The 20,765-nt window shown below is 56.9% G+C and carries 15 protein-coding genes; 9 read left to right on the forward strand and 6 right to left on the reverse strand.

All coding sequences use genetic code 11. The features are described from left to right. Positions 1-94 precede the first annotated feature (94 nt). Both ACNSOI_RS03360 and ACNSOI_RS03365 read left to right on the forward strand, forming a co-directional pair. Positions 95-2,218: a TonB-dependent receptor family protein gene (locus ACNSOI_RS03360; RefSeq protein WP_420195131.1), complete on the forward strand. Its 2,124-nt coding sequence runs from the start codon at positions 95-97 to the stop codon at positions 2,216-2,218. Between the two features lie 175 nt (positions 2,219-2,393). After that, the gene (locus ACNSOI_RS03365; protein ID WP_286253750.1) at positions 2,394-3,056 is read left to right on the forward strand and encodes a response regulator transcription factor; all 663 of its coding nucleotides are present in this window, start codon (positions 2,394-2,396) and stop codon (positions 3,054-3,056) included. 7 nt (positions 3,057-3,063) lie between these two features. Here ACNSOI_RS03365 and ntrC read toward each other — a convergent pair whose 3' ends face one another. The 4 genes from ntrC to glnA form a co-directional block, all read right to left on the reverse strand. After that, on the reverse strand, positions 3,064-4,497 hold the full coding sequence (gene ntrC / locus ACNSOI_RS03370; protein ID WP_286253752.1) for a nitrogen regulation protein NR(I): 1,434 nt from the start codon (positions 4,495-4,497) through the stop codon (positions 3,064-3,066). Beyond that, positions 4,494-5,594 (reverse strand): nitrogen regulation protein NR(II), encoded by a 1,101-nt coding sequence (glnL, locus tag ACNSOI_RS03375; RefSeq protein ID WP_156471785.1) that lies wholly within the window; start codon positions 5,592-5,594, stop codon positions 4,494-4,496. Before glnL ends, ntrC begins: the two co-directional genes overlap by 4 nt. A 240-nt stretch (positions 5,595-5,834) precedes the next feature. Then, a complete protein-coding gene (locus ACNSOI_RS03380; RefSeq protein ID WP_286253756.1) occupies positions 5,835-6,359 on the reverse strand; it encodes a DUF4124 domain-containing protein in 525 nt (174 codons plus the stop codon). A 198-nt stretch (positions 6,360-6,557) separates the two neighbouring features. Continuing rightward, a complete protein-coding gene (glnA, locus tag ACNSOI_RS03385) occupies positions 6,558-7,961 on the reverse strand; it encodes a glutamate--ammonia ligase (protein WP_058090032.1) in 1,404 nt (467 codons plus the stop codon). Between the two features lie 391 nt (positions 7,962-8,352). Between glnA and typA the strand changes: the two genes are divergently transcribed. The 5 genes from typA (at position 8,353) to ACNSOI_RS03410 (ending at position 14,199) form a co-directional block, all read left to right on the forward strand. Continuing rightward, entirely contained in the window at positions 8,353-10,164 is a 1,812-nt protein-coding gene (gene typA / locus ACNSOI_RS03390) for a translational GTPase TypA (RefSeq protein WP_072678372.1), read from the forward strand. Positions 10,165-10,250: 86 nt separating this feature from the next. Further along, positions 10,251-11,213, forward strand: coding sequence for a prolyl aminopeptidase (gene pip / locus ACNSOI_RS03395; RefSeq protein WP_106693307.1), 963 nt, complete (start codon positions 10,251-10,253; stop codon positions 11,211-11,213). A 106-nt stretch (positions 11,214-11,319) separates the two neighbouring features. Next, the gene (dtd, locus tag ACNSOI_RS03400; RefSeq protein WP_106693306.1) at positions 11,320-11,775 is read left to right on the forward strand and encodes a D-aminoacyl-tRNA deacylase; all 456 of its coding nucleotides are present in this window, start codon (positions 11,320-11,322) and stop codon (positions 11,773-11,775) included. A gap of 491 nt (positions 11,776-12,266) precedes the next feature. Continuing rightward, positions 12,267-13,244, forward strand: a complete 978-nt coding sequence (locus ACNSOI_RS03405; RefSeq protein WP_286253759.1) for a porin — start codon at positions 12,267-12,269, stop codon at positions 13,242-13,244. A gap of 91 nt (positions 13,245-13,335) precedes the next feature. Continuing rightward, positions 13,336-14,199: a CYTH domain-containing protein gene (locus tag ACNSOI_RS03410; RefSeq protein ID WP_420195132.1), complete on the forward strand. Its 864-nt coding sequence runs from the start codon at positions 13,336-13,338 to the stop codon at positions 14,197-14,199. On the opposite strand, the gene mgtE is transcribed toward ACNSOI_RS03410, so the two are convergent. Together mgtE and ACNSOI_RS03420 are read right to left on the reverse strand one after the other, a co-directional pair. Then, positions 14,192-15,547 carry a magnesium transporter gene (mgtE, locus tag ACNSOI_RS03415; protein ID WP_286253761.1) on the reverse strand — a complete coding sequence of 452 codons (1,356 nt, stop codon included), beginning with the start codon at positions 15,545-15,547 and terminating at the stop codon, positions 14,192-14,194. The genes ACNSOI_RS03410 and mgtE overlap by 8 nt on opposite strands. A gap of 8 nt (positions 15,548-15,555) precedes the next feature. After that, the gene (locus ACNSOI_RS03420) at positions 15,556-16,725 is read right to left on the reverse strand and encodes a potassium channel protein (protein ID WP_286253762.1); all 1,170 of its coding nucleotides are present in this window, start codon (positions 16,723-16,725) and stop codon (positions 15,556-15,558) included. 80 nt (positions 16,726-16,805) lie between these two features. Between ACNSOI_RS03420 and glnE the strand changes: the two genes are divergently transcribed. Next, on the forward strand, positions 16,806-19,712 hold the full coding sequence (glnE, locus tag ACNSOI_RS03425; protein WP_286253763.1) for a bifunctional [glutamate--ammonia ligase]-adenylyl-L-tyrosine phosphorylase/[glutamate--ammonia-ligase] adenylyltransferase: 2,907 nt from the start codon (positions 16,806-16,808) through the stop codon (positions 19,710-19,712). A gap of 76 nt (positions 19,713-19,788) precedes the next feature. Beyond that, complete coding sequence (locus tag ACNSOI_RS03430) at positions 19,789-20,712, forward strand: branched-chain amino acid transaminase (protein WP_072678366.1); 924 nt, start codon at positions 19,789-19,791, stop codon at positions 20,710-20,712. Positions 20,713-20,765: the final 53 nt, after the last annotated feature.

Genomic DNA, 20,765 nt, shown 5'->3' on the forward strand with positions numbered 1-20,765 from the left:
GGCCTCCTCAGGTTCCATCGTTCAGTTCTCCCGAATCGTTACCCACTCTAAGGTTACCCCAACAGCAATAAAAACCTGTGCTAAGGGGAATACGATGAGTTTGATGTTGAAACCAATAACCCGCGCGGTGCGTTTCGCCGTTCTGGCTTCCGTTCCGGGCATTGTGATGGCCCAGCAGACAGGCGAGGCAGTGTATCTGCCGGCACTGGATGTGCGTAGCCTGGTGCCCACGTCTGTTGAGGGCATGCCGGGTGCCGCGAGCGTGCTGACCCGTGACCAGATCGATGTGTATAAGCCCTACACCCTGCATGATGCCCTGGACTTTGTGCCGGGCGTGCGCACCATTGATGATGATGTCCTCGGCCGGCGCTCCGGTATTGGTGTTCGCGGTGCACCGCCGCGCCGTTCCCGTAAGGTGCTCTTGCTCGAAGACGGCACGCCGATCAACAACAGTGCATACCTCGATTCCGGTGCGCATTACACCCCGCCGCTGGAGCGCCTGGAGCGCGTTGAGGTTTACAAGGGCGCCGGGCAGATTGTCCACGGCCCTCTGAACAACCACGGCATCGTCAATTTCCGTAACCTGAAACCTACCCCGGTGCCGGAAACCGTCATCGAAGTGGGCGTGGGCAACCAGGACACCATCCAGCAGCATATTCACCATCGCCGCACTGAAGGCGATGTCGGCATGGTGCTCTCCTACACCGGCAAGCGTGCTGACGGAACCTTTGATGTAGAAGAGCATCAGTACGACGATTTCTACACTGGCCTGGAATGGCAGGTTGATGAACGCAACCAGCTGGCGGCGTCTGTGACCTACTTGCGTGAGCGCAGCGATGGTTACGACGAAGCGAACCTCTCCCTGCAGGAGTATCGTGACGCGCCCCGCAACAAGAGCCGTTTCGATGAGGGGCGCGAAGATAACAACATTTCGGTGAACTACCTGAAGTACGACCTGACCCATAACCTGCAGGTGACGGACGATGTCAGCGTGTCCAGTAAAGTCTTCTTTACAGACCTGGACCGCCCGCGTTTCCAGACCCGCGGCACGGCACCTGCAGACGGCGGCGTGATGGAAGGCCGGGATCGCCGTTATGAGAACCTTGGGCTGGAGAGCCGACTGGAGTGGGCCAACATCGAAGCGCTTGGGCTGACCCATCGTATCCAGACCGGCGTACGCTACGAGAACCACAGCTTTGAGGACCGCCGCCCCGTTGGTCTGCCGGGTGAGAAACTGGATGAGGGCAACCGGGGCCGTTTGTTTGCCGTCTCTGGCGAGGATGGTTACACCCGTGACGGGCGCCTGGTGGAATACGATGCTGAAGCGGTTTCCGGATATATCCAGAACAGCATGAGCTTTGGCGACTGGACGGTGACCCCGGGCCTTCGTTATGAAACCTACAACCAATACAAAGACACGGTGTTTCGCCCTGGTAGCAGTGACGAAGGTGTTCGGGAAAAGGATTCCAACGCATTGTTCCTGCCCGGCATAAGTCTGCTTTACACAGGGTTTGCGCAATCAGAGATCTACGCCGGCATCCATCGCGGTTATGCGCCTGCCTCGGCTCGCTCGGATGAGTTTCCGCTCACCCCGGAAACCGGCGTGAACAGCCAGTTGGGTGTCCGTACCAGCGCAATCAAAGGCGTCAGCCTGGATGCCGCCGTGTTCCACAATCGCATCAAGGACACGTTGATTCGTGATGATGTGGACGAATTCGGTGATGCGTTGTTTGTAAACGCAGCGGATTCGCGCATTACCGGCGTCGATGTCGGCGCCAGAATCGATTCCTCTGCCTTCTATCTGGCGGATTACAACCTGTTCGCCGAAGCTGCGCTGAATTACACCGATGCCCGTTTCACCACCGGACCCCTGGACGATAATCACGTGCCAGAAATCCCGACCCGGGCAGGCAGCTTCACCCTTGGGATGGATCACATGGCCGGCTGGCACTTGAGCGCCACTGTCAGCCATCTGGGGTCCTTCTACAGTGATATCGAAAATACCCGTGAGCTGACCTCTGACGGCGAGGCGGGCAAGGTGCCGAGCCGTACCCTGTTCTCGGCACGGGCAAGCTACAAGTTGCCGACCACCACGGATGCAACCTTGTGGGTTCAGGGGCGCAACCTGTCAGACAAGCTGTATATCTCGGATGTGCAGGACGGCATCCGCCCCGGCGCTCCGAGAACCGTGGTTGCTGGCGCAACAGTGAGGTTTTGATATGACCCTCGGTTAGTCATATCGCTTGGCCGGGTTTCCTTCCTTTTCCCGGCATTTTTCTTCTGATGCTCCGGTTGCTCTGCGGCCGGAGCTTTTTTCGTGTCAGGGGGGAACAAACGCCCGAGAGGGTTGTGATAATCTTGGCTGGCGAATACCAACAACAAAAGAGTCCGAGATGAAAATTCTGATTGCGGATGATCATGCGGTGGTGCGACAGGGTTATGTCAGCCTGTTGTCGATGGCCCTGGAACCCTGTGAAATTATGGAGGCGGCATCTGGGGAGGAAGCCTGCGACTTCAGCAGAAGGCATCAGCCGGACCTGATCATCATGGACGTAGGGTTGCCGGGCATCAGCGGCATAGAAGCGGCGGCCCGTATTCTGGAAGATCAGAAAGACGCGCGTATCCTGTTTTTCAGCATGTACAACGAAGTTCCCATCGTTAAGCGCGCCCTTCAGGTGGGCGCCATGGGTTACATCACCAAGTCCTGCGAGACCGACACCCTGATCAAGGCCGTTCAGCGAGTTGCCGAAGGTGAAATTTTTGTTGAATACGATCTGATCATGAAATCGTCTTTCAATGATCAGGCGTCTGAGTCCTCAAAACTGCAGCAGTTGACGCGCCGCCAGTTTGAAGTGTTTTCCATGCTGGCTCGCGGGTTAAGCAATGATGAAATTGCCCATGCCCTGGCAATCGAAAAGAAAACCGTGGCCAATACGGTGACCGCCATTAAGAGCAGCCTTGGAATCGAGTCGATGGCGAAGCTGGTCTTCTTCGCCATTGATGCCGGGCTGGTTCAAATCTGCACGCAGCCAGCGGCGTCCGTCGCCCAGGATTGACGGCTGCTTAGTCTTCCGAGTCCTCAGCAGAATCGATTTTCAGTTCGTTGATCTTCCGGGTCAGCGTATTCCTGCCCCAGCCAAGCAGCACGGACGCATCCCGGCGGCGCCCGCCGGTGTGCTTCAGGGCGACCTCAATCATAATCTTCTCGAACTCCGGTACGGCGGTGTCCAGGATCGACTTCTTGCCGCGCTTCAGTTCCTGTTCTGCCCAGTTTTTCAGGCCTTCCTGCCAGGTCTGGCCAGTGGCGCTGTGCTCACTCTCTGCCTGGTGCAGGAGTTCCGGGGGCAGGTCATCTACATGAATCTCGCGCCCGCTGGCCATCACGGTCAGCCAGCGGCAGGTGTTTTCCAGCTGGCGGACGTTACCGGGCCAGGGCAGGGTGGTCAGGTACTCTTCGGCATCCGGGCGCAACAACTTGGGCTCTACCGCCAGTTCCTTGGCGGCCCGCTTCAGGAAGTGCTGCATCAGGCGGGGAATGTCTTCCCGCCGCTCCGCCAGCTTGGGCAGATGCACGCGGATAACGTTCAGGCGGTGGAATAAGTCTTCCCGGAAGCTACCTGCCTGAACCAGTTTTTCCAGGTCTTGATGAGTGGCGGCGATGATACGCACATCCACTTTAATCGGGGTAGTGCCACCTACCCGATAGAATTCGCCATCGGCCAATACTCGCAGCAGACGGGTCTGGGTGTCGGCTGGCATATCACCGATCTCATCCAGAAACAGGGTGCCGCCGTTCGCCTGTTCAAACCGCCCCTGGCGGGCTGCACCGGCACCGGTGAAGGCGCCCTTTTCGTGGCCGAACAGCTCAGACTCAATCAGGTCTTTCGGGATGGCAGCCATGTTAAGGGCGATGAACGGGTTGCGGGCCCGGGGGCTGTGGTTGTGCAGGGCCTGAGCGACGAGTTCCTTACCGGTGCCGCTTTCTCCGTTGATCAATACCGTGATGTTGGAATGGGACAGGCGGCCGATGGCCCTGAACACTTCCTGCATGGCCGGGGCTTCACCGATGATCTCGGTGTTGCGCTGGGCACTGTCGGCCTGGGGTTCGCTGGCGGCCCGTTTTTCATGACTGTGGGCCACAGCGCGTTTAACCAGGGCTACGGCATCGTCTACATCAAAGGGCTTGGGCAGGTATTCGAAGGCACCGGTCTGATAACTGGTAACCGCACTCTCCAGGTCCGAATGGGCGGTCATGATGATCACCGGCACATCCGGATGCTTATCGACAATCTGTGAAAGCAGGGTGATGCCGTCTACTCCGGGCATGCGGATATCGCTGACGATGGCATCGGGCTGTTCGTGTTCCAGTCGCATCATGATGCTTTCGCCGCTGTCGAAAACCCGCGGCTGCATACCGGCCTGGTTCAGGGCGCGTTCCAGCACCCAGCGAATGCTCTTGTCGTCGTCGATAATCCAGACGTTTGCCGGTTGGCTCATTGGTTGTCCTCCAGAGGCAGGAAGATGATGAAATCGGTTCTTCCGGGCTCGCTCTCACACTCCACCAGCCCTCGGTGCTGGCCGATGATGCTTTGGGTAATAGAAAGGCCAAGGCCGGTTCCTGAGGCCCGGCCACTGATCATGGGATAAAAGATGTTCTGCAGAAGATCCGCTGGAATACCCGGGCCGTTATCGATGATGTCGGCCCGGCACACCAGCCGGTGACGACGGTGGCCGATGGTGAACTGGCGAAGCGCACGGGTACGGAAAGTGATGGTCGGCGGTACATCGGAAGGCGTGGCGCCTTCGTTCTCGAAGGCGGCTTCCATAGCGTTGCGGGCGATGTTCAGGAACGCCTGGATCAGTTGTTCCTTGTCGCCCGGGAACTCGGGGATGCTGGGGTCGTAATCCCGTTTCAGGCGGACCCGGCCTTTGCTCTCAGCCTCAACCAGAGTACGTACCCGCTCCAGCACCTCGTGGATATTGGTGGGTGCAATCTTCAACGCCTTGTTGGGGCCGAGCATACGATCGACCAGGCTGCGCAGGCGGTCTGCTTCGTCAATGATTACCCGGGTGTATTCGCGCTGGTCTTCATCGTTCAGCTCCCGGTCAAGCAGTTGAGCCGCGCCACGAATGCCGCCCAATGGGTTCTTGATTTCATGGGCCATGCCGCGAACCAGGATCCGGGTGGTCTCCTGTTGGGAGATGATGTCTTCCTCGCGGCTGATGCGCATCAGCCGGTCCCGGGGCTGGATCTCGATCAACAGCTCCATGGGCTCAAGGCTGATGGGTGTCACCGAATAGTCCACCGTCAGTCTTGAGCCGCTCAGTAAAGCGAACTCTGCTTCTCGCCGGGTGTAGGATTGGCCATTGCCTGCTGCCGCATACAGGGTTTTCAGAGCGTCCGCAGAATCGAGCAGAACGTCTTTCAGGGGCAGGCCCTGGCTACGGGTCATGCTGGTTTCAAAAAGACTTTCGGCGGCGGGGTTCAGGTAACGGATGGTCAGGTCGTTTCCCAGCACCAGAACGGCCGTGGTCAGGCTGTCCAGAATGCTCTTATAACCGCTTCCCAGCGAGATGGATGGTTGGAACGACATGCTTGGTTTCCGTTTTAAACTCATAGTGGTTACCCCGGTTTTGCAAAAAACGAACCAGTTTTGCCTGCTGAGATACGACGATGGTCTAAGTACGGGCACAGCAGGGCCCGGAGGGCATCCGGGTGCTGTAGGTTGGTGCAGATGGGGAGCTTGTCGCTACAGGCAGCCGGGGTTTTGCCCCTTCGCTGCCCAAAGTATGGCTTTATCGTGGTGCGGTTGCACTAAAGTAGTGCGTAAATATCAGTTCAGGCGCGAAGGTCGGTGAATGGTAAAGGTGATTGGCTGGCCGCTTTTCACCTGTATGCCATCGCGATCCACGATGTGCACGCCCGCCTGATGGGTGCCCCGGTCAATATTGCGGACGGTGATGGAGCCTGAGGTGCTTTGGCCAACTGGCTGGCCGTCCAGGGTAACCTCATAGCGATGACCGCGCCGCAGGCTCGGTGTGCTACGCACTTCAAAGGTGACGTCGCCGTTGCCACTGTGGAAGGCCTGGTCGTTCTCAGGGGAGATCAGGGAAAGGCTCTCATAGGCTGCACCTTCGCGCTCCACTTCCTCAAGCAACTGTTCGGTTTCTCTCACCGCGTCAGGCTTTGGCAGTGTGATGGTGGTTACCGGTTTAACCTCGATTTCTTCCCCGCCCTGCATGGGCTCGTCCGAGAAGGTTACATTGCCCTGGGCATCCACATGGCGGTAAACCTCTGCGTGGGCGGATGCGGTGGCCAGCAGTAACAAGCCGGTTGCGAGCGTGAGCGGTGCTTTCATGACAATAACCTGCGGTAGTGAACTGTCTCGATTATCGGCGGCGGGTGCAGGCATTTCAACGCCGGAGGGCGATCCCTTGGTTACATATCGTTAAGGGCGCGGGGTGTTTGGCGGGATTTGAGAAAAACGGCACAAAAAAGCCCCGCACGGGGCGGGGCTTTCAGGCTTAAATGCCCTGCACCTTATTGGTGCATTGCATTAGCAGGAGTAGTAAAGCTGGAACTCAACCGGGTGAGTGGTCATGTTCAGCTTCTCAACTTCACCGCGTTTCAGGTCAATGTAGCCTGCGATCATGTCTTCGGTGAACACGCCGCCACGGGTCAGGAACTCGTGGTCTGCTTCCAGGCAGTCCAGCGCTTCAGATAGTGTTTCGGCAACCTTCGGAATGTTCAGAGCCTCTTCCTTCGGCAGGTCATACAGATCCTTGTCCATGGCATCGCCAGGGTGGATCTTGTTCTGGATGCCGTCCAGGCCGGCCATCATCAGCGCAGCGAAGGCCAGGTACGGGTTGGCTGCCGGGTCCGGGAAGCGCACTTCGATACGACGTGCTTTCGGGCTGTTTACGTACGGAATACGGATGGACGCGGAACGGTTACGCGCAGAGTAGGCCAGCATAACCGGAGCTTCGAAGCCCGGAACCAGACGCTTGTAGCTGTTGGTGGCCGGGTTGGTGAAGGCGTTGATGGCCTTGGCATGCTTGATCACACCACCAATGTAGTACAGGGCGGCTTCACTCAGGCCTGCGTAGCTGTCGCCAGCGAACAGGTTCTTGCCGTCTTTGCTCAGGGACATGTGTACGTGCATACCGGAACCGTTGTCACCAACCACCGGCTTGGGCATGAAGGTGGCGGTTTTGCCGTAGGCGTGGGCCACGTTGTGTACGCAGTACTTCAGGATCTGAACTTCGTCAGCCTTGCGGGTCAGGGTATTGGCGCCAACGCCGATTTCACACTGGCCAGCGGTACCCACTTCGTGGTGGTGTACTTCAATTTCCAGACCCATGGATTCCATGGCGGCACACATGGCGCCACGCAGGTCGTGCAGGCTGTCGACCGGCGGAACCGGGAAATAGCCGCCTTTCACGCCTGGGCGGTGGCCGATGTTGTTGCGATCGAAGTCTTCGCCGGAAACCCAGGCAGCTTCTTCAGAGTGAATGTGGTAAGACGCGCCTTGCATGTCCACGTTCCATTTAACGGAATCGAACACGAAGAACTCGGGCTCCGGGCCAAACAGCGCGCCATCGGCGATGCCGGTGGACTTCAGGTATTCTTCGGCACGACGGGCAACAGAGCGGGGATCGCGCTCATAACCCTGCATGGTAGACGGCTCTACAATGTTGCAGGTGATGTTGACGGTGGTTTCTTCGGTGAACGGATCCAGTACGGCGGTCTCGTCGTCCGGCATCAGGATCATGTCGGATTCGTTGATACCTTTCCAGCCAGCAATAGAGGAGCCGTCAAACATTTTGCCGTCAGCAAAGAAATCTTCATCGGCTTCGGTGGCGGGCAGGGTGACGTGCTGCTCTTTTCCGCGGCTGTCGGTGAAGCGCAGGTCAATCCATTTCACTTCGTGTTCTTTGATCAAATCAATCGTCTTGGACATTGTGCATGCTCCGTAGTGATGTCGTGTTCGTTATGCCGGATCGTTCAGCGGGCTGAAGCCCGATCTTTTTCAGGTCAGGGCAGCTTAACAGAAGCTATTGGCTCTTACCTTTCAATTACGGCTGCACAAGGTTAAGCAAGGGGCTTGCCAGTTTTTCGGTTTTGCGCCAGAACAGCGCAGCGGCAAGGCTTTGGGGCGATTCTGGCGCACCGGAGTGCAGCTTACAGGCATTGGTTGCATTGAATGTGTGCACTTTATTGGTGCATTGATTCTTATCCTGCCTGATAACGGTGCATTAGTCGATTGGTTACATATTAGGCACTATTCTTCATATTATCGACATGGACTTTTCTATATACTGCTCGCCGCTAAATTCTGCAGGATACCCGTTGTGATTGATAAGCTTAGAAACGTTGCCATTATTGCCCACGTTGACCACGGTAAAACCACCCTGGTTGACCAATTGTTGCGCCAGTCTGGAACTTTGGACCGTAAAGAGCTCGAAAACGAGCGCGTTATGGACTCCAACGACCAGGAAAAAGAGCGTGGCATCACCATTCTGGCGAAGAATACCGCGCTGAAATGGAAAGACTACGACATCAACATCGTGGACACCCCGGGGCACGCGGATTTTGGTGGCGAAGTTGAGCGAGTCATGAGCATGGTAGACAGTGTGCTGTTGGTGGTGGATTCCATTGATGGCCCGATGCCGCAGACCCGTTTTGTAACCCAGAAGGCGTTTGCCGCTGGCCTGCGCCCGATCGTGGTGGTTAACAAGATTGACCGCCCCGGCGCGCGCCCGGACTGGGTGGTGGATCAGGTATTTGACCTGTTCGATAACCTTGGTGCCACCGACGAGCAGTTGGACTTCCCGATTGTTTACGCCAGTGCCCTGAACGGCATTGCCGGCATGGAGCATGAAAACCTGGACGACAACATGGATGCCGTATTCCAGGCGATTGTCGACCATGTGCCCGCGCCTTCCGTAGATCTGGACGGCCCGTTCCAGATGCAGATTTCCCAGTTGGACTACAACAGCTTCCTGGGCGTGATCGGTATCGGCCGCATTATGCGTGGCAAGGTCAGAACCAACACTCCGGTGGTGGCTGTCGGTGCCGATGGCAAGAAGCGTAATGGTCGTATCCTGAAAATCATGGGCCACTCCGGTCTGCAGCGTGTGGAAGTTGAAGAAGCGCAGGCTGGCGACATTGTGTGCGTGAGTGGTCTGGATCAGCTGTACATCTCTGATACCTTATGCGATCCCGCCAATGTTGAGGCACTGCCGGCGCTGACCGTTGACGAACCCACGGTATCCATGACCTTCCAGGTCAACGATTCACCGTTTGCTGGCAAAGAAGGCAAGTACGTGACCAGCCGTAACATCAAGGAACGTCTGGAAAAAGAACTGCTGCACAACGTGGCGCTACGGGTAGAAGAAGGGGACTCTGCCGACAAGTTCAAGGTCTCCGGCCGGGGTGAGCTGCACCTGTCCGTATTGATCGAGAACATGCGCCGTGAGAACTTCGAGTTGGCCGTGGGCCGCCCGGAGGTTGTGATCAAGGAGATCGATGGCGTCAAGCAAGAGCCTTACGAGAACGTGATCATTGACATTGAAGAGCAGCACCAGGGTTCCATTATGGAACAGATGGGACTGCGCAAGGGCGACATGACCAACATGATCCCGGATGGCAAGGGTCGTATCCGCCTGGAATACACCATTCCCGCCCGTGGCCTGATTGGTTTCCGGAATACCTTCCTGACCATGACATCGGGCACCGGTATTCTGACGTCTACCTTCAGCCACTACGGCCCGATCAAACTGGGTGACGTAACCAGCCGCCAGAATGGTGTGATTGTCTCCATGGCCACGGGCACAGCGCTGACCTACTCGCTGGAAACCCTGCAGAGCCGTGGCAAGCTGTTCCTCGACCCGGGCCAGGAGATCTATGAAGGCCAGCTGTGTGGTATCCACAGCCGCGACAACGACCTGGTGGTTAACCCCACCAAGGGCAAGAAGCTGGACAACATGCGTGCCTCTGGTAAAGACGAAGTGATCGGCCTGGTACCGCCCATCAAGTTCACCCTGGAGCAGGCGCTGGAGTTCATTGATGACGACGAACTGGTAGAGGTAACGCCCAAGTCGATCCGTCTGCGCAAGAAACTGCTGACCGAGAACGAGCGTAAGCGCGCCGGTAAGAAGTAAGATTAGAATTGAATGGCCAGGGACGGCCATTGCTTTCTCCCCTTAAATCTCAGCTAGACTACCGTTATCCCTAAACGGAGTTCGTCATGCTGAGCCTGTATCCTGAAATCCAGCCCTACGCTCGTCACCACCTCGCGGTGGAAGAGCCCCATGAGCTTTACCTGGAAGAGTCCGGCAACCCGGAGGGTATTCCTGTGTTAGTGGTGCATGGGGGGCCAGGTGGTGGCTGTGAGGATAATCACCGGCGATATTTTGATGCTGAACGCTTCCGGATCATTCTGATGGACCAGCGCGGGGCAGGGCGATCCACCCCGCTTGCGGAACTGGAAGGCAATAGCACAGACAAGCTGGTGGAGGACATGGAAACCGTTCGCCAGTTTCTGGGTATTGATCGCTGGCTGCTGTTTGGCGGCAGCTGGGGCTCCACCCTCAGCCTGGTGTATGCTCAGGCTTACCCGGAGCGGGTCTCTGGGTTGGTACTCCGTGGCATTTTTCTGTGCCGGCCCAAAGATATCCAATGGTTCTATCAGGAAGGCGCCAGCCGCGTGTTCCCGGACTACTGGCAGGATTTCGTGTCACCCATCCCCGACGTGGAGCGTGATGATCTGGTGTCGGCCTATTACCGCAGGCTGACCAGCCCCAACGAGCTTGAGCAGATTCAGGCAGCTAAGGCCTGGTCAGTCTGGGAAGGGCGTTGCGCTACCTTGCATCCCAACCCTCGGGTTGTTGAACGCTTCGCTCACCCACATGTTGCGATTGCTTTGGCAAGGATTGAATGCCATTACTTTGTGAACCAGGCGTTTTTAGTGCCAGACCAGATCGTGCGAAATGCTGCGCGGCTTTCCGGAATACCCGGTGTGATCGTCCATGGCCGCTACGATATGGTGTGTCCGCTGGATAACGCCCTGGCGCTCAGTCTGGCCTGGCCAGAAGCAGGCCTACGTATTATCCGCGATGCGGGGCATTCCGCGTCTGAACCTGCCATTGTCGATGCACTGATTCGGGCCGTTGAGGATGTGGTGTCACAATCTGACTCGCCCGCCGGGTGACTGGATTATCTTTTCTTGATCTGAGGGGTTGCGGCCGGTGTTGCGCGCCGATACACTCTCGACGTTTCTGATTTTTAACCCTCGAAGTTGTTGCTCAAGGGATTGAATGAAAGGACTTATCCAGCGAGTATCGGAAGCCAGCGTAACGGTTGACGGCCGGAAAATTGCCAGCATTGGCAAGGGGCTTTTGTTACTGCTGGGCGTTGAAAGGGACGACTCACCGAGTGAGGCAAAGGAGCTGTGCCGAAAAATTCTTTCCTACCGGGTTTTTCCGGACGAGCAAGGCCGTATGAACATTAACGTTCAGGATGCGGGCGGCTCCATCCTTGTTGTTCCCCAGTTTACGCTTGCGGCCGACACCAGTTCAGGCACCCGGGCGGGCTTTTCACTGGCTGCTGCACCGGAGCTGGCTGTTTCGTTGTATCGCGAGTTCCTGATCAGTGCCCGTAACCAAATGGGGTGCGAGCGCGTGGAAGAAGGGGAGTTTGGAGCGGATATGAAAGTCGCGCTTATCAATGACGGGCCAGTCACCTTTTTGCTGGAGGTTGCGCAGAAACGTTAATGCCCCGAAATGTTGCGCGTACCCTCTGTGTGCGCGTTTCTGGTGCCGCAATGTCGGGCATATGATTTGACGAAGATGTTGGGAAACGGCTTGGCATGGTTTAACTGTATGTTTTAGATTGGAAAAACCTGTTCTGGCCTCGAATTTGAGTGATCTGCATATCGGAAAGCTGGCAAACTTTTGGGCATAAAGGGTTGCCTTGCAGGCACCAAAAAGGCTAAAAACCGGTTGTTAAAAATTTGCAAAAATACATTCATTGTATTAAAACAGGGTCATCACTAAGAGCTTTAAGAAAAGCTGTTAAGTGGTTGAGATGTAAGGCTCAGCTTGATGGCTTGAGTCATATAAAAAGAAAAAATGTCGTGTCCCGCAGGATATAAATGGGAGGCGATCAGGAGTCCGGCAAGCGCAGCCCAGGCTGTTTTTGCCAGCAAAAATCGGGATTTAGAACCCGTCGAAAACCTGAGTTAACTCAAAAAGGAAGACGCAACATGAAAAAAACTATCCTTGCTTCTGCTATCGCAGCTGCAACCTTCTCTGGCGCTGCTCTGGCCCAGGAAAGCAACCTGCCGACTATCTACGGTAACATCCAGCTGGCCGTTACCCATGATAACGTCGACGGTGGCGGTTCCGAAGTTGAGCATTTCGACAATGGTTCTACCATTGGCGTTCTGCACAACCACCAGATCGCTCCTGGTATTGAGGGCTTCTTCAAGGCTGAATTCCACTTCAACGCTGATGACAACAACTCCCGTGGATCTGGTATCTACGAGATTGACGAAGCTTACATCGGTGTACGTGGTGAGAACTTTGGTCAGCTGTGGGTAGGTAAAGACGACACTATCTACGAAATCGCCACTACCGAAATTTCAGAATTTTACGAAGTTGCTGTTCTGAGCCAGGGCGTTGAGTACGACACCGGTGAAGGCGACATGGTTCAGTACCTGTCTCCGAACTTCGGCGGCCTGACTATTGGCGCGGCTGTTCAGGTGAACGGTGATGCCGATCCTGCTGTTTCCAAGAAATCCTACCCGTGGCAGCTGGCTGCCATGTACCAGGTAGATGCCCTGGAACTGGCTGTTGCTGTTGACTCCAACGACGGTGGTCGTGGCGGCGAGAATAACGAAAACACCTACGGTCTGCGTGCCAGCTACAACCTGGACAACCTGCGTCTGACCGGTGAATTCCACACCCGCAAAGACGTTGCAGATACCTTCGGTGTTATGGGTGTCTACACTCTGGGCAAAAACCAGTTCGCGCTGTCTTATGAGCTGAGCCAGTACGACTCCAACTCCTCCATGGGCGACGTCGACATCGACACCGTTACCCTGCAGGCGCTGCACAACCTGTCTGACAACATGTACGTTTACTTCGAAGGCTACCTCGGTGGCGGCGATAACGGCGTATACGGTGTTGCTGACAAGAGCGAGCGTTCCGTCGCTGCCGTTGGTGCTACCTACTACTTCTGATCAGCTAACCAGCTAATCAAGTAGTCTCAAAAACCGGTGACTCAGGTCACCGGTTTTTGTATTTTTAGGGACCCGTTTTTTGGAGTCTGTCATGGCCGTCGAACTTGAAATCAAACTGACCCTATCGGAACGGGCGCAGGCGCAAGCCCTGGAGTGGTTGCTTGCGCAGCCTGAGGCCAAGCCTGGTGGTCAAAAACTCCTGGTGAATCGCTACTACGATACGCCGGACGCAGCGCTCAACAGGGCCAGGGCGGCACTTCGTGTAAGGCAATCCGGAAATCGCTACATTCAGACTCTGAAAACCCAGGGCGAATTTGTTGATGGCGCCCATCGCCGGCAGGAGTGGGAGTGGCCGCTGCCGGGGCCTGAGCTGGATCTGTCGCTGCTCGAAAGTACGCCCTTGAAACAACTGCTGGATCTACAGAAACTCCAAGTGGCTTTCGAAACCAACTTCAACCGTCAGGTGGTCATGCTGGAAACCGCGGATGCGGTTGTTGAAGTGGCGGTAGACTCCGGCGAGATTGTGGGCGGCGGGCAATCCCGAGCGCTCCACGAAGTGGAGTTCGAGCTGAAATCCGGAAACCCAGCAGCACTGATGTCCTGGGCCCGGATGTTGGCAGATGAAGTGCCAGTGTTTCTGAATCTGGTGAGCAAAGCCGAGCAGGGATACTACCTGGCCGAAATCTATCGACCGGAACTGGACCAGGCTCCTGGCGAGTTGTCTGTCACGGAGTTTCTCCAACAACTCAGTCTCAGTTGGCTTCTGCAAAAACCGCTAAACTGCCCAGAGCCTGCTCTGCTGAGGGTAAAAAACGCGGCTATACAAGCGGGAGTACAAGCGCTGTGGGATGAAATTCAGCCAATAATAGGCCAATACGCTTTGCCAGAGCTGATAGATAAAGCGCCCCGTCTTGGAGCGCTTCAGTTGGCATTGGCAGCGTCTGCCACTAACTGAGTCCGAGCAGGGCCGTGGCCACGCTGAAGTAAATCAGCACACCACTAACATCGGCAATGGTGGTAATCAGCGGGGTACTGGCCGTTGCAGGGTCGAACTTCAGCTTGTCCAGCAGGAAAGGCAGCAGCATACCAATGAGGCTGCCCACCATCACCACGGCGATCATAGTTATTGCGACAACCACGGCGATTTCAGGCCCGGCGCGCATAATGCCCACCAGCATTACGGCGGCGGCCATGGTAACCCCCAAGGCGCTGGCAACGAGGGTTTCCTTGCCCAGCAGTTTGCCCCAGTCTGCGACTGTTACATCTCCAGTGGCAATACCCCGAACCATCAGCGTGGCAGACTGAGCGCCGGCGTTACCGGCGCTGGCGACCAGCAGTGGCATGAAAAACAGTAAGGCGAGGTGCTCGGATATAATGTCTTCAAAATAGGCGATACCGGCGCCGGTGAAGATATTGGCAAACACCAGAATCACCAGCCATTGCACCCGCGAGCGGTAGAGCGAGAACGGTGTTGCATCCCTCAGGCCGGTTTCCAGTTTGCCCACCGTGGCGCCTTTGTGGATGTCTTCGGTGGCTTCTTCTTCCGCTACGTCCATGGCGTCATCGTAGGTGACGATGCCCACCAGCCGTTCGTCCTGATCCAGAATTGGCAATGCCAGCAAGTCGTAGCGTGATATCAGTCGGGCCACTTCTTCCTGGGGAGTGTCGGTGCTGGCGGTCACCAGGCCAGTAGCAATCAGGTTATCCACCGGCGTGCCAGGCATTGCGGTAATCAGGTTCCGAAGGGAAACTGCACCCACCAGTTTGTGCTGGTCATCGATCACGTACGCCTGGTAGATGGTTTCTTTATCCGGCGCGGTGTTTCGGAGCAGGTTAATCGCCGCGCTGGCCGACATGCCGGTGCTGATCACCGCGTATTCCGAGCTCATCAGGGCGCCGGCGGTGCCTTCCTCAAAGCTTGCCAGGCGCCGAAGGTCTTCCCGTTCTTTGCTGGCGAGGGACTGGAACAGGGTGTGCTGGCGGTTCTCATCCAGCAGGTTGAAGAAGTCGGCCCGTTCGTCCGAGGGCATGGCGGTTACCAGCTCAGCCAGGTCTTGGGTGGGCAACAGCTCGGCGATCAACGTTTGGGTGTTGGGGCCGATATAACCGAATACCTTGGCGCTTTGCTCTGTTGTCAGGGCCCGAAGAAGGCGGATGCCTTCCTCGTTATCCGGGTTTTCTTCAACAAACTCCGCAAGGTCAGCGGCATTGAAGGTGGCGGCTGCTGCCTGAATCTGTGCCTGGTCGTCGGTGGCGATGGCCTCAAAAATGGGCTGGTAGAATTCGGAGTCCAGGTATGACATTGGTTACCTTACTCTTTTGGGTTAATTGTGTCGGCTGTCTGCTTGTCATCATTGTGCAGGTCTTGCCACTGCTTGAGGAATTCCCGGTACCGGTCCAGGGCCTCCTCAACCACAGATACAGATGGAGTGTCTGTTGATCGGACCAGCACAATCAGTCCCTTGCCCTCGACCTCTTCATTGGTGGGAGGGTGGCAAATCACTTCATTGTCGTGATCGATATACGCTAGGGCAGTGCCAATGCCGTGGCGCACAAGGGCGCTGACAATGTCTGCCCAGACCAGGTCGTCCAACTCCAGATCATAGCGGTGAGGATGGTCGCGTTCGTAATTGAACATGTCTTCCAGCACCTTCTCGGAACCCGGCGCCACCACGGCGCGAACCATGATCTCCGGGTAGGTGCGAACCGGACGGATCGTGGTGCGCACCCCAAGTGTTTTGAAACGGTCGCGATTGTGATCACTCACGCATTCCACGGTGGTTCGACCCCCCAGGTTGGATTCTACCAGTCTGTGGGCAATATCGAAGGTCAGGCTGTCTGAGAAAGGATCAGATTCGTCTGCGGCGAGCACAATGATGTGTTTGGCGCTGCCGGCATGCACCGCTTTCAGGGCTTCTGGATCGTTACCCGCGCCGTGAAAATGGACCATTCCGCAATCGGACAGTTCTGCAGGTAAACCACCCGGGAACTGACGGGTCAGCAGCATGATGGGTACCGTGTGGTACTCGGGCACGGATCGGATCTGGGAGGCGAAGCGCATGAAGTACTGCTCGCCGCCACTGCGAGGGGTGTTAATGATTACGATGTGATCTTTCATGTTGTAAATCCAGCGTCCGGTCAGGATTCGTTCACGGCGGTAGAACCGGTATTCAATATAGTCGCTGACGATCAACGTCAGCAGCGTGATGGCACTGATAAACATCAGCAGGATGGTGCTCAGGCGGCCAACGGTGGTTTCTGGTGCGAAATCGCCGTAGCCCACGGTAACCAGCGTGGTCATGGTCATCCACGCTGCCTCGAACAGCGTCAGAGGCTCTGCCGCCCAGATAATCAGTATCTGGGTGATGAGCAAGCAGCCCAGTATGACAAAGAGCCGCCGCATACGATTGCGGATCAGGCCGCCCATGGGCAGGTGAGACTGCGTATGTTCGGGATTCAGTGGGCGGCGATTGCGCATCATAGAGTTGGCGTGCCTGTTCAGTCCTTGGCGAGTTCGTTATACAGTACCGGAAATATATCAGAGAGACAGGGGTTTGCGTTATGTCTGAGCCTTGGGGTTCATTGCCAGCGGAACTGGCCAACGATGTGTCAGGTTGTTGGGCTTCGATATTCCCGGACGGGATTCCAGGCTGGTTGACCGATGACGCAGACCTGACGGAAGCCGATATTGCCGAAGCCTTTGCCCGAAGCCTGTTCTTGCGGCAAACCATAGAGCGACATTCTGAGCAGATTCGCTCGGCGGTACAGGCACGGCCACTGCAAGAACCCACCACCGAATCCTGGCTGGCGGAGCGCTGGGCGTCTTTCCTGGGCTCGGTGGATTCTGAACCGGCGTTGCACGCCGCACTCAGGCAATTCCGGCGGGAGATCCAGTTCCGGATTATCTGGCGGGACCTCCTTAAATGGGCCGACCTTCAGGAAACCATCGCCGCCACCAGTGCGTTCGCCGATACCTGTATTGATGGCGCGCTGGATTGGCTGTACGAACAGGCTTGTGAAGAGTCCGGAACGCCCTGGGGCAAAGACCCGGTAACCGGCGAGGAAGCTCCCCAGAAAATGGTGGTGCTGGGCATGGGCAAACTCGGCGGCCGTGAACTGAACGTCTCTTCTGATATTGATCTTATCTTCGCCTTCCCGGGCAAGGGCGAAACGCGCGGTGGTCGGCGAGCCCTGGATAACCAGCAGTTCTTTATTCGTCTGGGGCAAAAACTGATCCAGGCGCTGGACCAGATCACCGCCGACGGCTTTGTGTTCCGTGTGGATATGCGCCTGCGCCCCTACGGCCAGAGCGGCGCCCTGGCCCTGAGTTTCGCAGCGCTGGAAACCTACTATCAGGACCAGGGCCGTGACTGGGAACGCTACGCGATGGTGAAAGCCCGGGTAGTGGCGGGCGACCAGCGGGCAGGGGAGGTGCTGATGAGTAGCCTTCGGCCCTTCGTTTACCGGAAGTATATTGATTTCAGTGCCTTTGAGTCGCTGCGCAATATGAAGGCGATGATCAGCCGAGAAGTGCGCCGCAAGGGGCTGGAAAACAACATCAAGCTGGGCAGCGGCGGCATCCGTGAAATCGAGTTTGTGGTGCAGGCGTTTCAGCTGATTCGGGGCGGCCGGGACCGGGAGCTGCAGCAGCGGGAACTGCTGGTGATCCTTAAAGAGCTAGAGGAGCTGGAGCTACTGCCCTCCACCGTGGTTCGGGAGCTTCGGGATGCCTATGTGTTCCTGAGAAACCTGGAACATGCCCTTCAAGGCATGGAAGACAAGCAGACTCAGGAGCTGCCCGACGATGCACTTTCTCTGGCTCGGATATCACTGATCATGGGTTACGAGGATTGGTCCGCCTGCCAGAAGGCCCTGACAGAGCATCGTGAGCGTGTGGCCACACATTTTTCCAATATCATTGCCTCGGAGGAAGAGGAGCAGGAGGGCGAAGCCGGCATTGAGGATGGCTGGTTCGAGCTTTGGCTGGCGGAAATGGAAACGCCTGCTGCCGTGGAGTGGCTCTCTGAGCAGGGGTTCGAGCGCCCTGAAGACAGCGTCCAGAAACTGACGGACTTACGGGACAGCCGCACCGTGCAAACGCTGCAAACCCAGGGCCGCCGGCGCCTGAATGAATTCATGCCGCTGCTGCTAAGTGCCCTGACTGGCGTAGAGAATCCCTCAGAAACGCTTGAGCGAGTGCTTCAGCTTGTTGAGGCCATTCTGCGCCGCACCGCGTACATGGTGCTGTTGTTGGAGAACCCCGGCGCCCTGACCCAGCTGGTACGCCTGTGCAGCGACAGCCCCTGGATCGCCAGCTTGCTGGCGGAAACCCCGTTGTTGCTGGACGAATTGCTGAACGCCGAAAGCCTGTACACGCCCCCCGCCAAGGAAGAGTTACAGGACGACCTGCGCCAGCAAATGCTGCGGATTCCCTATGAAGACCTGGAAGAGCAGATGGAATCGCTGCGGTATTTCAAAAAGGCCCATGTGCTGCGGGTAGCTGCCTCTGAGATCAAAGGCACCCTGCCGTTGATGAAGGTGAGTGATTACCTCACCTGGATCGCCGAGGTGGTGCTGGACCACGTGGTGGATGTGGCGTTCGCAAACCTGGTGAGCCGGCACGGCTATCCGCGCCGGGCTGATGGCTCCGCCTGTGATACCGACTTCGCCATCATTGGTTATGGCAAGCTCGGTGGCATCGAATTGGGTTACACCTCAGATCTGGATCTGGTGTTTGTGCACCAGGCAGACCCGGAACTGGCCACCGACGGCGACAAGCCCATCGACAATGCCGTGTTCTATACCCGCCTCGGCCAGCGCATCGTCCACATCCTCAGCACTCAGACCCCGTCCGGCCAGTTGTACGAAGTGGATATGCGTCTGCGCCCTTCGGGCAATTCCGGGTTGCTGGTCAGCACCTTGCAGGCCTTTGAAAAATACCAGCGGAATGATGCCTGGACCTGGGAGCACCAGGCTCTGGCCCGGGCCCGTGGGGTGGCCGGCTGCCCGGATACCCTGAAAGCCTTTGAAGCCATTCGCCATAATATTCTTTGTCAGCCACGAGACAAGCTGGCGCTGCGCAAGGAAGTGGTGGATATGCGGGAAAAAATGCGCGCCAATCTTGGTACGCCCGAGGCCCGGCGGGCAGAGGTGTTCCACATCAAGCACGACAACGGCGGCATTGTTGATATCGAGTTCCTGGTGCAATACCTGATGCTGGCCTGGAGTGCGGAGCACCCTGAGCTGACCCAGTGGAGTGACAACATCCGGCAGATGGAAGAGCTGGGCCGTGCCGGCGTGATGGCGGTGGAAGATACCGAAAAGCTCAGAGAGGTGTTCATAACCCTGAGATCCACCATACACCGGAGGGCCCTGCAGAACCTGAACAGCCAGGTGGAGGGAGAGGCCTTTCACGATGAGCGGGCTTACATACAATCCATGTGGCAAAAAGTGATGCTCGCCGATTAAGCAACATTCAATTCCGGCAGAGAATCCTGCTAGAATGCCGGTTCCCCGAAAACCGCTTTTTTAGGAGCAGAACAGAATGTCGATGGCTGACCGCGATGGCGTTATCTGGCTGGACGGAGAAATGGTTCCCTGGCGTGATGCCAAGACCCACGTCCTCACCCACACCCTGCATTACGGCCTCGGCTGTTTTGAAGGCGTGCGTGCGTACAACACCGCGAACGGCCCGGCGATTTTCCGCCTGAAAGAGCATACCGACCGCCTGTTCCGCTCCGCTCACATCCTGAACATGAAAATGCCGTTCAGCAAGGATGAGATTAACGAAGCCCAGCGTGCTGCGGTTCGTGAGAACAACCTGGACGAAGCCTACCTGCGCCCCATGGCGTTCCTGGGCTCAGAAGGCATGGGCCTGCGTGCCGACAACCTGAAAGTGCACGTGATGGTGGCCGCCTGGAGCTGGCCGTCCTACATGTCTCCGGAAGCCAAAGAGCTGGGCATCAAGGTTCGCACCTCGTCCTACACCCGCCACCACGTGAACATCACCATGTGTAAGGCAAAGGCCAACGGCAACTACATCAACTCCATGCTGGCCCTGAACGAAGCCATCTCCGGCGGTGCCGAAGAAGCCCTGTTGCTGGATAACGAAGGCTACGTGGCTGAAGGTTCTGGTGAGAACATCTTCATTGTGCGTGACGGGGTGCTGCACACTCCGGAGCTTACCTCCTGTCTGGAAGGCATCACTCGCGCCACCATTATCGACTTCGCCAAAGACCTGGGCCTGCAGGTGAAAGAGCGTCGCATCACCCGTGACGAAGTCTACGTCGCCGAAGAAGCCTTCTTCACCGGCACAGCTGCCGAAGTACTGCCAATCCGCGAGCTGGATGGTCGTCAGATTGGTGAAGGCAAGCGTGGGCCGATTACCGAGAAGCTGCAGAGCATGTATTTTGATGCGGTTAAGGGGAAGCTTGCTGCGCATCAGGAGTGGCTGACGGCAGTTCGCTAACCCGGAAATCGTGTTCGATCAGTGTAGAAGCCGCCCCAAGTTTCCCGTGGGGC

This window comes from Marinobacter sp. GH_1, from assembly GCF_048595985.1.
GTDB lineage: Bacteria > Pseudomonadota > Gammaproteobacteria > Pseudomonadales > Oleiphilaceae > Marinobacter > Marinobacter shengliensis.

Bases quoted from the DNA above. Each gene is read 5' to 3' on its own strand.
- ACNSOI_RS03360 (WP_420195131.1), top strand. From the start codon at position 95: ATGAGTTTGATGTTGAAACCAATAACCCGCGCGGTGCGTTTCGCCGTT.
- ACNSOI_RS03365 (WP_286253750.1), top strand. From the start codon at position 2,394: ATGAAAATTCTGATTGCGGATGATCATGCGGTGGTGCGACAGGGTTAT.
- ntrC (WP_286253752.1), bottom strand. From the start codon at position 4,497: ATGAGCCAACCGGCAAACGTCTGGATTATCGACGACGACAAGAGCATT.
- glnL (WP_156471785.1), bottom strand. From the start codon at position 5,594: ATGTCGTTCCAACCATCCATCTCGCTGGGAAGCGGTTATAAGAGCATT.
- ACNSOI_RS03380 (WP_286253756.1), bottom strand. From the start codon at position 6,359: ATGAAAGCACCGCTCACGCTCGCAACCGGCTTGTTACTGCTGGCCACC.
- glnA (WP_058090032.1), bottom strand. From the start codon at position 7,961: ATGTCCAAGACGATTGATTTGATCAAAGAACACGAAGTGAAATGGATT.
- pip (WP_106693307.1), top strand. From the start codon at position 10,251: ATGCTGAGCCTGTATCCTGAAATCCAGCCCTACGCTCGTCACCACCTC.
- dtd (WP_106693306.1), top strand. From the start codon at position 11,320: ATGAAAGGACTTATCCAGCGAGTATCGGAAGCCAGCGTAACGGTTGAC.
- ACNSOI_RS03405 (WP_286253759.1), top strand. From the start codon at position 12,267: ATGAAAAAAACTATCCTTGCTTCTGCTATCGCAGCTGCAACCTTCTCT.
- ACNSOI_RS03410 (WP_420195132.1), top strand. From the start codon at position 13,336: ATGGCCGTCGAACTTGAAATCAAACTGACCCTATCGGAACGGGCGCAG.
- mgtE (WP_286253761.1), bottom strand. From the start codon at position 15,547: ATGTCATACCTGGACTCCGAATTCTACCAGCCCATTTTTGAGGCCATC.
- ACNSOI_RS03420 (WP_286253762.1), bottom strand. From the start codon at position 16,725: ATGATGCGCAATCGCCGCCCACTGAATCCCGAACATACGCAGTCTCAC.
- glnE (WP_286253763.1), top strand. From the start codon at position 16,806: ATGTCTGAGCCTTGGGGTTCATTGCCAGCGGAACTGGCCAACGATGTG.
- ACNSOI_RS03430 (WP_072678366.1), top strand. From the start codon at position 19,789: ATGTCGATGGCTGACCGCGATGGCGTTATCTGGCTGGACGGAGAAATG.